This is a genomic window from Pseudarthrobacter sp. L1SW, from assembly GCF_020809045.1.
Classification (GTDB): Bacteria; Actinomycetota; Actinomycetes; order Actinomycetales; family Micrococcaceae; genus Arthrobacter.
On sequence record NZ_CP078079.1, the window covers coordinates 1,001,563 to 1,016,123 of the forward strand.

A 14,561-nucleotide genomic window follows, 5' to 3' on the forward strand; every position below is an offset into this window, starting at 1 on the left:
GCTCAATCCTGGGGGACCCTGGACGCGGCATGATTCTCGATTGTGACGGTCCCGGCGTCCCCGTCCACGCTGACCTGCTGCCCGCTGCTGAGCCGCTGCGTGGCAACCCCGGTTCCCAGGACGGCCGGGATGCCGTACTCGCGGGCCACGATGGAGCTGTGGCTGAGCGGGCCGCCGACGTCCGTCACCACGCCGGACGCCATCGCAAACAGGGACGTCCAGGCAGGCGTGGTGATGCGGGCAACCAGCACCTCGCCGGGCTGCATCTGGCCGAAATCCTGGGGGCCCCGCAGGACCCGGGCTGGTGCGGTCACCTTGCCGGAGCTCGCCCCGGCGCCCTTGATCACGTCCCCGGGCTGGTGCTGTGAGCCTGCCGGCATCATGGAGCCGAATGCCTTGTCCATCCAGCGGCGCTCCGGCAGCATCTGCGGGGCGGCGGCCTTCGCCTGGCCCCGCCACAGCATCCTGCGCTCCTCCACGGCAGCGGCGCGGACGGGCCTGCCGGCCCCGGCAATTGCGGCGCCGCCGCGGGACTCCCTATCGGCAAGCCCGAAGTCGACGGCGCTCCCCAGCTCCTGGAACCGTAGCCAGAACACGTCCTCCGGCGCGGCGAGGACACCCGAGTCCACCAGCCGCCGCCCGAGCTCCAGCAGGATCCGCCGCAGCAGCGGCCATGCAAGCCCGACGTCCGCCAGGGCGTCCTCGCGGATCGGCGCGGTCTCCTGCGCCCACCCCAGCAGCCGCCGGAACACGGCCCGGCGGCGCGGCCCCAGCCGGCTGGCCATCTGTTCAGTGAGGGACTCCCGTCGCTCGGTCAGCAGCCGCTGCCGTTCATGCGGGTCTGTGCCCTGCCCGCGCAGGTAAAACTTAACGGTCTCCAGCTGGGCGGAGGGATCGTCAGCGGGCACCGGGCTTGCGAAGTCCAGGTTGTAGACGGCGTGGCCAAAGCGGTCCAGGTGCTCCCTGAATGTGAAGCGCCACTCCTGCCACAGGACGTCGTCCACCCCTGCGGGCGCGGAACCGGTGCGCTGGCACTCGGCGAGTTCCGCCGTCTGCCGTTCCAGCAAAGCCGCTGCCAGGGCGGGATCGCTGCGCGCCCAGCCGGCGAGGTCATACAGCGACTTCTCCGCCCGGATGGGTTCGCTGTCGAATCCCAGGAGGAAGGTCTGGGCGGGCGGATCGCCGTGGCGCCGGAGGACCTTGTCATAGAAAGCCCGGAAGGAGATTTCGCTCACGGTGGCGAGCGGAATGATGGACTGCACGGCGGTGTAATACACGGTGCCGGCGTCCAGGAGGGCCTGAGCCCCCGCCAGCAGTTCCTCCCCGGAGAGCTCCGCCGGCGCCTTCACGGACCAGTCCTTGATCACCCGCTCGTAGCGCGGATGCGAATATTCGCGCCAACCCGCGATGCCCATGTGCCCCTTGCCGCGGGCCAGCGCACCGAGTGCCGTGAACAGCCTGCCCGTCAGCCGCCACATCCCCGAGGTCCGGTAGTAGTAATAGGCGTAGCCGTTGATGGTGGGAAAGTGGAGATCCTCCTCGCGGAGGACGTTCTTGCCCGTCGCTTCCGCCATCAGCGCCCGCAGCGAGCGCGACACAGAACCGTCGATCATGTCGGCAAAGAGCGGGGAAAGCGGGTCCGGCAGCTGTTCCACGATGCTCGCGCGGAAATAGAGGCCCTTCGGATAGGGAAGTGGCCAGGTCTCCGGGGTGTCAGCCGCGGGTTCGGGCAACGCCGTGATGGGCCGGGACTGCAGCAGGAAGAACTTGCCGCCGGCCCGGGCCCACTCGATGTCCTGTGGCGCGCCGAAGTGGTCCGCGATCCGCTTGCCGTAGCTGGCCAGTTCGGCCGCTGCCTGGTCGTCCAGGACGGGCGCACGACGGCGGGCTGCCGCCACCGGCTCCTCCCGGGTTCCGTTCTCCGCGGCGACGGTCATGACGTCCTTGTCGGCTGTCTGCCGCGACACCACGGCGCCCGTTCCGGCCTCGACCACGATGTCATCCGTGGTGACCGTCCCACTGACCACGGCCTCGCCCAGCCCCCACGCGGCGCTGATGACCGCCTGGTCCCGACGCCCGTTCGCGGGGTTGGCGGTGAACATCACCCCCGCGGCCTCGGCCTCCACCATCTGCTGGATCACGACGGCGAGGCGCACCTCCTGCGGCGGCACGCCTTCGCGGGCGCGGTACTTCATGGCGCGTGCCGTCCAGAGGGAGGCCCAGCAGTCGATCACGGCTTTGGCCAGTGCCTCCTCGCCGCGGACGTTCAGGTAGCTTTCCTGCTGCCCGGCGAAACTGGCCGATTCCAGGTCCTCGGCGGTGGCGGAGGAACGGACCGAAACGGCTGTGTCCCCGCCGCCCAGGCGCGTGTAGGCGGCCTTGAGTTCGGCGGCGATTCCGGCCGGCATGGCGCCGTTCCGGAACAGGTCACGGATCCGCTCCGAGGCGGCCTCGTAGTCCTGCGGCGGCGCGTTTGCTGGAAGCGAGGCATGTTCCTGGATCCGCGCGGCGAGGTTGTTCTCGCTGACGAACTCCGAGTACGCGGCGGTGGTCAGGACAAACCCCGGCGGGACTGGCAGCCCGGCCTGGATGAGGCCGCCGAGGCCCACCGCCTTGCCGCCGGCCACGGCCACATCCCCGCGTCCCACAGCTGACAGATCGCTGACGTACGTCATGGCCTGGGCTCCTTGCTGCCCGGCGCCGGCACCTCTGAAGGCCGTTTCCACAGCACGACGGCGAGGACTGCCACCCACAGCAGGAACACCCCGATGCTGATTCTTTCGCCGATACCCAGCACCAGGTTCGGTCCCGGGGCGGCCATGAACGCCACCATGCCCATCACCGCGGACGCGGCCAGCGAGGCGATCGAGTATATCCGCATCCCGCCGCGGAACCCCACCGCCACAAAGCACATCGCGGCGACCATCAGTGCGAGCTGGACGTTGGTGACGAGGATGTGCATCGGTATGGAGGTATCGTCGCCCACCCGCAACGGGTAGAGGGCTCCCATGATGTTCCACAACCCGTACGCGGTGAGCAGCCCGGCGCCGATCCGCAGGGCCCGGTTGCCGGACACGGACAGCCAGGCGCCCACGCCGAAGGCGGTGAACAGCACCGTGTAGAGCCACGTGAACGGGGCAAGGACGTCGCGGCCGGGGGAGCCGACGGCGAACAGTTCGCTCACCATCTGTTCTGTGCGGCGGTAACCCTCCCAGCGGGACGCTGCCACGAAGTCAGTGAAGACCACGTAGAGCAGTGACGACGCCGGCCCGGCAAGCAGGAGGCCTTTGCGCAGCGCGTCACGGCGTGCGCCTTCAAAAGGGACGGCCCGCCTGCGCTGGGGGAGCCGTCGTCTTGCAATGGACATTGTTGGAAAATCCTCAGAGCCCGCGGCCCGGCAAAGGTTCGGTGCGGGGCCCGCGGGCGCCTGCCCCGGCACCTACCTGTTTCAGGGTGCGGCCGTGCAGGGGGAACCGGTAGGGCCGAACGGCCTTGGCCGCACGCCATTAGGTAACAGGGCATATTGACGGCCCGCAGGCGGAGGAATAGTTTCTGCGTTAACGGGGCAGTTCACCCCGTTCCACGGAATCAGGCGCCCGGGCTGGGCCGCTTCTGCGCGGGGCACCCTCCAATCGCCGTGGACTGACGGATGGAATGAAAAGCAGGAGGGAAACGGCCATGCCGAAGTATCTGTTTGAAGCAACGTACGTTGGACAGGGCATCAAGGGGCTGATGCAGGAGGGCGGCACCAAGCGCCGCGATGCTCTGACGGAGGCACTGAAATCCGTAGGAGGCTCGCTGGAGAGCTTCTACTACGCCTTTGGCTACTACGACGTCCTTGGCGTTTTTGAGGCGCCGGATGATGCAAGCGCTGCAGCACTGTCGCTGCTGATCAATTCGACGGGGAACGTCAACGTCCGCCTGAAGCCGCTCCTGACGGTGGAGGACATCGACGAGGCCGCCAAGAAGACGCCGTCCTACCGGGCCCCGGGACAGTAAGGAGGGGCTGGCACGTTGGCGGGCGGCCGCCGTCGTGCATAACGACGGCGGCCGCTGGCTGCGTACGGCAGGGGGTGCCGTGAAAAGCGGTAACGGTTGCGCCATGTGGCGATGCGGGTTGTTAGCATGGTGAGGAGAGACACTGGGGGCTGTCACACATACCGGATCCAGGGCGATGCAGCCCGCCGTGGATGACGTGCTCAATTATTGGGGTGTTTTTCACATGTGGCGTGAGCCAATCAGGCGGCGGACCCGGGAACTCCTGCGGGAGTTCGTAGACCGGGCGGATGAACTCGTACGCACCCAGGAACATGTGGAGGGGCTGCTCGGCGCCGTCGTTTCCCTGACCGAGGACCTGAGCCTGGAAGCTGTGCTGGACCGGGTGGTGCAGTCAGCCTGCGAACTTGTCGGCGCGAGGTACGGAGCCCTGGGTGTCATCGGCGATGACCAGCAGCTCAGCCATTTCATCACGGTGGGCATAGACGACGAAGGCGCCCGGCTCATCGGTGACCTTCCCACCGGGCATGGCGTGCTGGGGCAACTGATCCGCGAACCCAAACCGCTCCGCCTTCATGACCTGGGCGAACACCCCATAACATCCGGTTTCCCGGCCAACCACCCGCCGATGAAGACGTTCCTGGGCGTTCCGGTCCGGGTACGGGATGAAGTCTTCGGGAACCTGTACCTGACGGAAAAGATCGACGGCGTCGATTTCACGGCCGAAGACGAGGACCTCGCCGTTGCGTTGGCCGCTGCCGCCGGCGTGGCCATCCAGAACGCCAGGTTGTTTGAGGACAGCACCAGCCGCCAGCGGTGGCTGGAAGCGGGCATGGAAGTCAGCGACAGCCTGAAGGCCCGCCCACGGTCGGACACCGAGAACCTGGACATGATCGCGGAGCGGGCCCTTCACGCCTCACGGTCGGCGCTGGCGCTCATCGCTTCGGTGGCCGGGGACGGGAGCATACGGTGCCGGACATCGGTGGGGGTCCAGTCGGTGCCCGGCGGGCAGGAGATGCCGCCAGGGTCGGTGCTGGCTGAAGTGCTGGCGACGGGGGAAACCAAGGCATTGGCCGATCCGCTCAAGGTGTTTGACGCGGAGATGGCTGAAAAGCTTGGTCCCGTCCTGGTATCCGCCCTTGGCAACAACAGTGACGGCCACCTCGACAGTGTGTTGATCCTGGCCAGGGCCGCCGGCGGGACACGCTATACGGAGGTGGACGTCGAATCGAGTACGGTGTTCGCCTCCCGGATCGGCCTGACGCTGGACCTGTTGAAGGCGAACCAGCTGCGCGAAGAGCACGCACTGTTCATCGACCGGGAGCGGATCGCGAGGGACCTGCATGACCTGGTCATCCAGCGGCTGTTCGCGGCCGGATTGAACATCCAGGGCCTGCGCCGGTACACCTCGGATCCCTTCTGCAATGAGCGCATCGCGGAAGTTACGGAGGAACTGGACGGCTGCATCCGCCAGCTTCGCGACACCATCTACTCGCTGCAGGCCCGGGGATCAGACCAGGAGCTGCTCAGCGGCCGCGTCCTGCGCGCCGTCCAGGAGGCAGCCAGCGCTGCCGGCTTCCTTCCACGCATCCAGCTCTCCGGCCCCGTTGATGACGCTGTGGGACCGGAGGTGGCTGAAGAGCTGCTGCCGGTGCTGCACGAGAGCGTCAGTAACGCGGTCAGGCACTCGGGGTCGGAAGACATCTATGTCCTGCTCGCCGCGCAGGAGGACGAAGTGGTGCTCACCGTCCGGGACAACGGGCGCGGCTTCAAGGACCCGCAGCGGGTCAGCGGCCTGGACAATATGAGGAAGCGCGCCTCCCGCCTGGGCGGGACCTGCGTCATCGAGAGCGCTCCGGGTGAGGGGACGAGCGTGACCTGGACGGTGCCGACGGCGTAGCCAGCTCGCGGAGCCGCCGGAAGCCCAGTTTCTCCAGCACGGAGGAAACGGAGGCGGCCACCGTCGCCTCGGGCAGCGCCAGCTCCTGTCCGATCTGCTGGTTGGTCAGGCCCCGGGCCATGAACCCGAGCACGTTCCGCTCCTGCATTGTCATGGCCGCCAGCCAGGATGCCGAAGCAGTTGCATAGAGGCTCTCGGCCACCCGTTCCCGGACACCCGGTCCCATCAGTGAACCGCCCGATGCGGCGCTGCGGATGCCGTTGAACAGCTCGCTGTTGTCTCCAATCTGCTTGAGCACGTACCCGGAGGCGCCGGCGAGAACCGCTGCCCGCACAGCGTGCTGCCTGTCCCAGCTGGTGAGCATCAGGCATTTCACCGCGGGTGCAGCCAGGCGGAGGTACCGGCATACCTCTATGCCCGTGCCGTCCGGCAACTGGTCATTCAACAGCACGATGTCCGGCTTCAGGCTGGGAACGAGGCGGGCGGCTTCCGCGGCTGACCCGCTTTCGCCCGCAATCTCGAATCCTTCCTGCTCAAGCAGGTCCCTCAGCCCCTGCCGGACCAGGCCGTGGTCGTTGAGGATGAAGACCCGGACAGGCTGGGCCGGAGACCAATCCATGCCCGTGGGTGTTGCTGGTGTTTCCATGAAAGACGCTTCCATCGGCTCGATGCCCTCCCCGGCCGCCTCTCTTTCCCTGCGGCCGCCCCTTCGAAAGGAACCTCACTACATCGTCCAGCGCGCCGGCGCCTGCCATCAGGGCCAAAAGTCCGGACCTGCCCGTTACCCGCGTGATGAGGAGTACACCACGGCAGAATGCGGTCCGTTCATGCTGCTTTTCGGCTCCGGTCAGGCGGCGTTCGGCTCCGGTCAGGCCGAGTTCGGCTCCGGTGAGGACGCGTTCGGCTCTGCTCAGGCCGAGTTCGGCTCCGGTCAGGCGGCCTTCGGCCGGGACTGTGCGAGGAAGGCCTCCAGTGCTTCGAGGGCCGCGTCCGCGTCGTTGAAGGCCGGGTTGTTATGCGGGTGGAGGCGGTGCAGAAGGCCGCCGTTGTACTGGAGGCGGCGGCGGGCCGTGCCCACGGCGCGGCTGGCATAGGCCACGTTGCCGGAGTGCCGGAGCAGGGGGAGGGTCAGGCCCTGGAGCGAGCCCAGGGCGACGGCGAGGACACTGGCATCCATCTGGTGTCCTGCGGCACGGTGATGCCGCAGCTGTACGGCGAATGCGTCCCAGACTTCCCTTGCTGCAATCCGCGCCACTTCCGTGCGCGCTTCGGCGTCCGGAAGGCCTTTGTCCGTGAGCTGCCCATACAAGCACTCGAGCCGGTCTTCCGGGCGCGAGGTCACGGCGGCATGGAGCGTGAAAATGTCAGCCGGCATGCCGCTCCTTTCAAAGGACCGCCACACCGGTGTCCACGCTGACACCGGGGTGGCGTGCTTTCAGTTCCTCCAGCACGGAACGTATGCGTTCCGCATGGAAAAGCCGCTCCGGCCTCGCAACCTAAGGACCCGGACGGCGCCTTTCCAAGGATGGCAAGCGCTTCCAGCCCAGCCATAGGGCAGAAAGTCCCGGACTTGATCCACCCCGGTTGGCAAACAGTTTGGCAGCACCCTGGCAAGCGGCCGCCGTCGTACATCTTGCCCGGTGGCCGTCGTACATCTTGTCCGGTGCCGCCGTCGTACTTTTACGACGGCGGCACCTGGCTGGGTGCCGTGACCCCTGCCCAGATTTCCGTTCGCCCGCCGTACTCCTTGTGGTTACCTCGGCGGCATAGGTTGAACGCGCCGTCGTTCGTACCGCCATTCACTGCCAAGGAGACCCATGTCCACGAGACGCCCCGCCACCGCTGCCTTCACCGCTGCCGTTCTGGGCAGCCTCGCCGTTGGTTTCGGCGGGACTCCGGCAGCCGCCGAGCCCGCAAAGGACCACGCCGTGGACCTGCGGGTGGCCACCTACAACCTGTCGCTGAACCGGGCAAGCGCGGGCGAGCTCGAGGCTGATCTCAGTACTCCGGACGACCCGCAGGCGCGCACCGTGGCCGAGGTCATCCAGCGGGCCAACCCGGACGTCATCCTGCTCAATGAGTTCGACTACGTGCCCAATACGCGCGCCGCCGATTTGTTCCGCGACAATTACCTGGCGGTGGGGCAGGGCGGGGCCGATCCCGTGGACTACCCGTATGCCTACGTGGCGCCGTCCAACACCGGGATCGCCAGCGGGTTCGACCTCAACAACAACGGCCAGGTGGCGGGCGGCGACGACGCCTTCGGCTTTGGTGTGTTCGAGGGCCAGTACGGTATGGCCATCCTGTCGAAGTATCCCATCGCCACGGAGAATGTGCGGACATTCCAGAACTTCCTGTGGAAGGACATGCCGGGGGCGCTCTTGCCGGACAACCCGGCGACGCCCGAACCGGCGGACTGGTACTCCCCGGAGGAGCTCGGGGTGGTGCGACTGTCCAGCAAGTCGCACTGGGATGTTCCGGTGAAGGTGGGCAGTGAAACGCTGCATGTGCTCGCCTCGCACCCCACGCCGCCCACCTTCGACGGCCCCGAGGACCGGAACGGCCGCCGCAACCACGATGAGATCCGGTTCTGGGCCGACTACGTCACCCCGGGCAAGTCGGCGTACATCGTGGACGATGAGGGCGGGAAACGCGGGCTCCTGCCGAGCGAGCAGTTTGTTATCCTCGGCGACCAGAACGCGGACCCGCTCGACGGGGACTCCGTGGATGCCGCGATCAACCAGCTGCTGGATTCCAAGCAGGTCATCGACCCGCTGCCGGCTTCCGCCGGTGCGGCGGAGGCCGCAGCCTTGCAGGGCGGAGCAAACACCACCCACAAGGGCGACCCCCGCTATGACACGGCAGACTTTTCCGACAAGGCACCCGGAAACCTGCGGGCCGACTACGTGCTGCCTTCACGCAAGATCCGGGTGCTCGATTCCGGCGTGTTCTGGCCCGCTCAGGCCGACCCTCTGTCCCGGCTGACCGGCGCCTACCCGTTCCCGGGTAGCGACCACCGCCTCGTGTGGGCGGACCTGCAGGTGCGCGGCTAACTAACCCGCTACGCGTCCCGCTCCTCCCGCTGGAACGCCCGCACGGCCTCGCTCACGGTTGGGTAGAAGTGTTCGGGGGAGAAGCGGGCGCCCATGCCGTACTGCAGCAGTCTGTCCTTGACCGGACCTTTGAGCTCGGCGAATACCAGGTCCACGCCATGCCGCTCCAGCCATTCGTCCAGCTGCACCAGCTCGTCCAGTGCCGTGGTGTCGATTCCCGTGACGGGCTCTGCCGCCAGCACCACGCGTTCGGTGCCCGGCGGCGTCTGGTCCAGCTTGTTGCGGACGAAGGATCCCAGCAGTGACCCGTTGCCGAAGAACAGCGGCGCGTCGAAGCGCAGGATCAGCAGGCCGGGGACGCGTTCGCCGTCCGGATGGCGGCTTACGTCGTGGTATCCCGGCACCCCGGGGACGTCCACCAGCTCGGCACGGTAGGGGTCCCAGGCCCGCCGCAGGAAGTCCAGGATTGCCAGGCCCACGGCGACGGCGATGCCCGGGAGGACCCCCAGGATGGCGACCCCCAGGAACGCCGCGAGCATCACCAGGGATTCACTGCGGCTCATGCCGATCAGCCGCCGCACGCCGGCGGGGTCGGCCAGTGCCGCGGCCGCCGCGATGACGATTGCGGCGAGGGTGGTGGCCGGCAGGAACTCGGTCACGCCCGGCGCTAAGAGCATGAAACCGAGCACCAGGACCGCGCCGGCAACCCCTGTGAGCTGGGACTTTGCGCCGGCCTGCACGGCCACCGGAGTGCGGGACATGCTGGCAGAGATGGGGAACCCGCCCAGCAGCCCGCTGGCCGCGTTCGCCGCACCCAGGGCTGCCATTTCATGGTTGCCGGACACCCGGCGGTCGCCTGCCGCGGCCAGAGACTGGGACAGCGTTCCGGTATCAACGAAGACGATGAGGGCGATGGCCGCGGCGGCGGGCAGCAGGGCCAGGACGTCGGCCCAGCCGATGCCGCCGAGGGCCGGCGCGGGGAGCCCCTGGGGGAGTGCGCCGGTGACCTTCACGCGCTCCTGCAGTCCCAGCAGGGCCACGGCGATGCAGGACACCACCACCGCGATCAGCACGCCCGGAACCTTCCATTTCAGCCAGCGGGGAACCCAGATGAGCGCCAGTGAGGCCAGGCCCAGCAGCAGCGCCGTCACGTTGGCCTCGCCGGCCAGCACTTTCGGGGTGGCGGCGAGGAGCCTTTCCCAGGGCGTGCCGTCCTCCACGGAGATCCCCAGGAGCGTGGGGAGCTGGGACACGGCCACCAGCAGGGCGATGCCGTTGAGGTAGCCCAGCCGGATGGGCTTGGACAACAGTCCGGTGATGATCCCCAGCCGCAGGGCCGAACCGCACAGCAGGATGGCGCCGATCAGGATGGCCAGGAGGCCCGCCAGAGCCACCGATTTCTGGTCATTGTCAGCGGCCAGCGGAACCAGGGCCGCAACGATCATCGGGGCGAGCGCCGAGTCCGGCCCCAGCACCAGCACCCGCGATGGGCCCACTGCCGCGTAGACAATCAGCGGCACCACCGTCGCGTAGAGGCCGGTCACCGGCGGAAGGCCGGCGGCCTGGGCGTACGCCATGCCCGCGGGGACCAGGATCGCGAAGAGCGCGGCGCCGGCCACCAGATCGTGCCGCAGCCACTCGACCTTGTAGCCGCGCAGGGCCGGCGGGAGCCACCAGGAGGGGGTCTTTCCGGAGCGGCTCATCTTCAGATCATGGCCCACCAGTGCCCCTGCCCGCCATCCAAAGTCGGGCCTCGTGTTCAAGCGTACGACGCCGGCGCGGGGTTCCAGCCGAGGGCGCCTATGGGCGGAGGAGCCTGAGGAAGCGTGGCACCTTTTCCGCGTAGGCCGGGTACGACTGCGGAAACAGTTCGGCGAGGGTGGCCTCTTCCTCCAGGACAAACCGGTGCTCCACCAGCAGCTCGGGCGGCAGCAGCACAAGGGCCCAGGCTGAACCGGCCATGGTTCCCGCGCCGAGTTGAATGAGCCACCAGCCCAGATACATGGGGTGGCGGGTGATGGAGTAGGGCCCTGTGACCACCAGCTCGTCCGGCCGCTCCAGCTCGAAGGGGCCGGATGATCGCCGACGGCGTTCAGCCAGGGCCCACGCATTGAGGCCGACACCGGCGGCCACCACTCCCGCCCCCGCCAGCCTGTGTGCGGACCGCGGGCCGGGCAGCGGCAGGGGACGGAGCCTGGCAAGGAGGAAATCAACGGCCATCGCCACCACCACCGCTGGCGGCAGCGGGAGGTTGTCATAGACCGTCTTCACGCGTCCCGCCAGGGTGCGCAGGGAGCTGACCTCGGCTGCCATGCTTTCAGGGTACGCCGCGCGGGCTGCGGGAGAGTGCTGTGACAACCAACCAAGCCGTCCGCGGAACGGCCCAGAGTATGGCCAGTCCGAGCACCGGCACCAGCGAAACGCCGACGTCCGGGAACTGCCGGATGATCACCGGCAGGTCGGTGTCGAACCGGGCGGGTGCGTAGGCGAGGCACAGCCAAAGGACGAAGGCGTCCAGGGCCAAGGCAGCGGCCGCCCACGCCAGGGGACCCAGGCGCCCAAGGCGCGCAAACCGCCGTCGTACAAGGACTGAAAGTGACACCCACAGGCTCAGCAGCTCCGCCACCAGCAGGCCCAGCGCGACCGCCCAGCTGGACTGCTGAAGCCAGTCCTCGGACACCACGGCGGGGACGGGGGAGTGCCCGTGCAGGATCCGCAGGATGTTCGTGTCGATGGCCTTGAGCCGGGACGTGGCTGCTGTGTCATTGCCGTTGATCACCAGGGCAACACCGAGGCCGGACGCCGGGACCATGGCCAGGTAGGTGTGGCTGTTGCCCCATTCCCCCTGGTGCTCCAGCAGCAGCGGCACGTCCTGGGCAGCAGGGGCCGGGGCAGCGGGACCAGCGGAGTCCACGGCCTCCACCAGCGGCCGTGTGTACCAGCCCATGCCGTAACCCTTCGCCCCGTCCACGGAGGTCCGGGGCTGGAACATCTCCGCCACGCTGCCTGGTTCCAGGATCCGCGCGCCCCCGTACCGGCCGCCGTCGAGCAGTGCCGCCAACTCGCGGCCCAAGTCCTCCGCCGAGGCGTACATGGTGCTGGAGGGCATCCCCGCGGCGGGCGCCGGGACGTCGGTCCGGACCCAGAACGCGCTGAACCAGCGGGAGTAGCCCTCGGCGGCATCGTCCTCCTTGGCGGACGCCGCCGTCGTATGGCTGTGCACCATGCCCAAGGGCCCGAAGACGTGGCGGCGCACGTACTCCCCGAAAGGCTGCTTGCTGACGGCCTGCACCAGCAGGCCCAGCACGTTGTAGTTGGCGCTGGCGTAGTGGAAGCGCTGCCCCGGCTCCGCGGCAAGCGGCGAGCTGGCCAGTGCACGGACCGACTCTTCGAGGGCTTCCGGCTCCTGGTCCAGGGATGCTTCGAAGGCCGTCTCCCTGGAGGACATGCCGCTGGTCTGATGGAGCAGGTGCCGGACTGTGATGTTCGAAGACCGGGGATCGTCCATTGTGAACCAGGGCAGGTAGGTCCGCACCGGTTCATCCAGCCGCAGCCGCCCGGACTCCACCTGCTGCATCACCGCGATGGCCGTCAGCGATTTGCTGGTGGACGCCAGCAGCACCGGCGTCTGCGGAGTCATCGGCCGCCCGGACGGGTCCGCCTTACCGAAAGCTGCGGAGTGCACCTGCCTGCCGTCACGTACGACGGCGATGGCGGCACCGGGAATGCCGAGGGTTTGGAGCTGGTCCCGGAGGAAGGAGTCCACCGCGGTGTAGGCCTGTTTGGGATCGGGGATTTCCGTGGCTGCCTTCGCGGGACTGTTTGCGGCTGTTGCGTGCGCGGCGCCTGGTGCAGGCGGGGCGCCTGGTGCGGGCGGGGCCGCGCGAGCGGCGCCAACGAGGGCCAGCTGGAAGCACACCAGCAGGCAGCACGCCAGCAGGCAGCGCGATGACCAGGACATTGTCCGCATGGCTGCACCTGCTTCGGCTGACAGTCCCTTCACGGTAGGGCCTGGCCAGGCGGAAGACAACGCTGTCCGGCAGCGTGGAACGGATCTACGTCTTCAGCTCGGCGGCGGCGAATGAGACGGTGAAACGGGCGCACCAGATGCTGACCGAGCTGTAGTCGTCCAGCACTGCCCCGGCCGGGATGTCGTAGTTCTGGTCGCCCTTGTTGGCCTTGAGCGCGCCCAGGTCGAGGTATGCGCCGTCATCGAACACATGCCAGCCCGCCAGGCCCTCGATCACCGGGGCATCGGTGAGCCATATCCGGAGGTCGGGACCGTCGGACGTATCAAGGCCTTCGAACCGAAGAATCCGGCTCCCGCCGGGCAGTTCCAGGATCCGCACCGTTCCCGAGCTGGCGTGTTCATGGCTGATAAGTTGGCCTGTTGCCAGTTCACGCGGGAGGGCGGGGGCGGAGGGCGCTGCTGAGGGCGTTGCCGCGGGCCACGCCGGTGCTGGGGCTGGCGGGGCGGCGGCCGGAACATCCTCGATCACGGTCGAACTGGTGAAGATCCGCCAGGGCTGGAACAGGTACAGTCCCACGGCAACCACGATGGCACCAACGAGCAGCACAGCCGGTATGACAACGCGCCTTCTCATACCCCGTCAACGACCGGATCAGGGGCGTCGTTCCGGCCGCGAGGGCCATTCCCATGCATCATCGGAGGGGCCGTCCGGGGTCCGAACGGTTACGTGCCCGATCCCTTCCCGTAAAGCCGGCGCCCCGGCCGTAATTGCCGAGTCGTGGACGGGTAGAGCCTGCGAGCGTAGGATTCCCAGCTACTTGGAATCGTGGTAGGTAGGGTCAGCCGAGGCCGCGCTGCCATGGGCAGTCGATCAACCAAAGCGGGGCCACGGACACAACCTTGGAGGCGCCCAATGTCAGCAGTACCGATCCGCAGAGCATCGCTGTTCGCAACTATTTGGGCTTTCGGTACGACTGCCACTTTCACCGTTTCCGGTTTTGCCTTTCATTTCCCCGGCGCCTTCCCACCCAATAACGGTGACTCCTTCAACGCGGATGGGTTTCTTGGGGCTCTAATCAACGGGATACTGACGGGCGCTGTGATCGGGCTCAGTCAAATGTTCCTGCTGCGGATGGTTGGCATTAGGAGTTGGCGCTGGGCGGCAGGCACCGTCGTCGGGCTGTGGCTCGTTCACACTGTCGGAGACGTTTTCCCTGATGGTACGGCGTTGACACTTATGGCTCTTGTGGGCGGATTCCTGCTTGGTGCCCTGCAGTGGTGGGCCCTCGAGTGGCCGGCAGGACGCGGCCTCCTTTGGCTCGTGGCCACAGCCGTCCCCTGGTCGCTCGGACTGTGGTTAAGCAGCCTATTGGCGGGGACCGACTGGAGAATGGAGCATATCCTGGCTGGTCTGATTTCGGGTGCCCTCACGGGGACAACCACCGCTGTGGCATGGCTCTGGATCCTGAATACCTCGAGATCGAAGGAAACCGGGACTAACGTCGCCGTATCAGGCTGAACCGAGTCCGGCCGTGACGAGTCGTCGGCCCAACCGAACGTGGGAGTGAACGTGGGCGCCGTCCTTCACCATGGCGACGGCGGCGGGAGACACCGGGATGTTCGCACCAAAGAGAACCACGGC

At 67.7% G+C, this 14,561-nt stretch carries 12 protein-coding genes; 4 read left to right on the forward strand and 8 right to left on the reverse strand.

Annotation, left to right across the window (positions count from 1 at the left end):
- Nucleotides 1–2: 2 nt before the first annotated feature.
- The gene (locus KTR40_RS04730) at nucleotides 3–2,675 is read right to left on the reverse strand and encodes a PEP/pyruvate-binding domain-containing protein (RefSeq protein ID WP_228405428.1); all 2,673 of its coding nucleotides are present in this window, start codon (nucleotides 2,673–2,675) and stop codon (nucleotides 3–5) included.
- Nucleotides 2,672–3,367 (reverse strand): DUF998 domain-containing protein, encoded by a 696-nt coding sequence (locus KTR40_RS04735; protein ID WP_228405429.1) that lies wholly within the window; start codon nucleotides 3,365–3,367, stop codon nucleotides 2,672–2,674. Before KTR40_RS04735 ends, KTR40_RS04730 begins: the two co-directional genes overlap by 4 nt.
- Nucleotides 3,368–3,678: 311 nt before the next feature.
- Here KTR40_RS04735 and KTR40_RS04740 point away from each other — a divergent pair, with 311 nt between their 5' ends.
- The gene (locus tag KTR40_RS04740) at nucleotides 3,679–3,999 is read left to right on the forward strand and encodes a GYD domain-containing protein (RefSeq protein ID WP_139031023.1); all 321 of its coding nucleotides are present in this window, start codon (nucleotides 3,679–3,681) and stop codon (nucleotides 3,997–3,999) included.
- A gap of 223 nt (nucleotides 4,000–4,222) precedes the next feature.
- Nucleotides 4,223–5,896, forward strand: coding sequence for a GAF domain-containing sensor histidine kinase (locus KTR40_RS04745; RefSeq protein WP_228405430.1), 1,674 nt, complete (start codon nucleotides 4,223–4,225; stop codon nucleotides 5,894–5,896).
- On the opposite strand, the gene KTR40_RS04750 is transcribed toward KTR40_RS04745, so the two are convergent.
- Both KTR40_RS04750 and KTR40_RS04755 read right to left on the reverse strand, forming a co-directional pair.
- The gene (locus KTR40_RS04750; protein WP_228405431.1) at nucleotides 5,838–6,542 is read right to left on the reverse strand and encodes a response regulator transcription factor; all 705 of its coding nucleotides are present in this window, start codon (nucleotides 6,540–6,542) and stop codon (nucleotides 5,838–5,840) included. The two genes, KTR40_RS04745 and KTR40_RS04750, sit on opposite strands and share 59 nt — an antisense overlap.
- A 285-nt stretch (nucleotides 6,543–6,827) precedes the next feature.
- Nucleotides 6,828–7,271, reverse strand: a complete 444-nt coding sequence (locus KTR40_RS04755; RefSeq protein WP_228405432.1) for a hypothetical protein — start codon at nucleotides 7,269–7,271, stop codon at nucleotides 6,828–6,830.
- A 442-nt stretch (nucleotides 7,272–7,713) separates the two neighbouring features.
- Between KTR40_RS04755 and KTR40_RS04760 the strand changes: the two genes are divergently transcribed.
- On the forward strand, nucleotides 7,714–8,949 hold the full coding sequence (locus tag KTR40_RS04760; RefSeq protein ID WP_228405433.1) for an endonuclease/exonuclease/phosphatase family protein: 1,236 nt from the start codon (nucleotides 7,714–7,716) through the stop codon (nucleotides 8,947–8,949).
- 8 nt (nucleotides 8,950–8,957) lie between these two features.
- Here KTR40_RS04760 and KTR40_RS04765 read toward each other — a convergent pair whose 3' ends face one another.
- The 4 genes from KTR40_RS04765 to KTR40_RS04780 form a co-directional block, all read right to left on the reverse strand.
- On the reverse strand, nucleotides 8,958–10,652 hold the full coding sequence (locus KTR40_RS04765) for a SulP family inorganic anion transporter (RefSeq protein ID WP_228405434.1): 1,695 nt from the start codon (nucleotides 10,650–10,652) through the stop codon (nucleotides 8,958–8,960).
- Between the two features lie 97 nt (nucleotides 10,653–10,749).
- A complete protein-coding gene (locus tag KTR40_RS04770; protein WP_228405435.1) occupies nucleotides 10,750–11,262 on the reverse strand; it encodes an isoprenylcysteine carboxylmethyltransferase family protein in 513 nt (170 codons plus the stop codon).
- A gap of 4 nt (nucleotides 11,263–11,266) precedes the next feature.
- Nucleotides 11,267–12,952 (reverse strand): serine hydrolase, encoded by a 1,686-nt coding sequence (locus KTR40_RS04775; RefSeq protein WP_228405436.1) that lies wholly within the window; start codon nucleotides 12,950–12,952, stop codon nucleotides 11,267–11,269.
- Between the two features lie 52 nt (nucleotides 12,953–13,004).
- Nucleotides 13,005–13,526, reverse strand: coding sequence for a DM13 domain-containing protein (locus tag KTR40_RS04780; protein ID WP_228405437.1), 522 nt, complete (start codon nucleotides 13,524–13,526; stop codon nucleotides 13,005–13,007).
- Nucleotides 13,527–13,832: 306 nt separating this feature from the next.
- Here KTR40_RS04780 and KTR40_RS04785 point away from each other — a divergent pair, with 306 nt between their 5' ends.
- The gene (locus tag KTR40_RS04785; protein WP_228405438.1) at nucleotides 13,833–14,438 is read left to right on the forward strand and encodes a hypothetical protein; all 606 of its coding nucleotides are present in this window, start codon (nucleotides 13,833–13,835) and stop codon (nucleotides 14,436–14,438) included.
- Nucleotides 14,439–14,561: the final 123 nt, after the last annotated feature.

Excerpts from the sequence above, each read along its gene's own strand:
- KTR40_RS04730 (WP_228405428.1), bottom strand. The coding sequence starts at position 2,675 with ATGACGTACGTCAGCGATCTGTCAGCTGTGGGACGCGGGGATGTGGCC.
- KTR40_RS04750 (WP_228405431.1), bottom strand. The coding sequence starts at position 6,542 with ATGGAAACACCAGCAACACCCACGGGCATGGATTGGTCTCCGGCCCAG.
- KTR40_RS04785 (WP_228405438.1), top strand. The coding sequence starts at position 13,833 with ATGTCAGCAGTACCGATCCGCAGAGCATCGCTGTTCGCAACTATTTGG.
- KTR40_RS04755 (WP_228405432.1), bottom strand. The coding sequence starts at position 7,271 with ATGCCGGCTGACATTTTCACGCTCCATGCCGCCGTGACCTCGCGCCCG.
- KTR40_RS04740 (WP_139031023.1), top strand. The coding sequence starts at position 3,679 with ATGCCGAAGTATCTGTTTGAAGCAACGTACGTTGGACAGGGCATCAAG.
- KTR40_RS04745 (WP_228405430.1), top strand. The coding sequence starts at position 4,223 with ATGTGGCGTGAGCCAATCAGGCGGCGGACCCGGGAACTCCTGCGGGAG.
- KTR40_RS04735 (WP_228405429.1), bottom strand. The coding sequence starts at position 3,367 with ATGTCCATTGCAAGACGACGGCTCCCCCAGCGCAGGCGGGCCGTCCCT.
- KTR40_RS04770 (WP_228405435.1), bottom strand. The coding sequence starts at position 11,262 with ATGGCAGCCGAGGTCAGCTCCCTGCGCACCCTGGCGGGACGCGTGAAG.
- KTR40_RS04760 (WP_228405433.1), top strand. The coding sequence starts at position 7,714 with ATGTCCACGAGACGCCCCGCCACCGCTGCCTTCACCGCTGCCGTTCTG.
- KTR40_RS04765 (WP_228405434.1), bottom strand. The coding sequence starts at position 10,652 with ATGAGCCGCTCCGGAAAGACCCCCTCCTGGTGGCTCCCGCCGGCCCTG.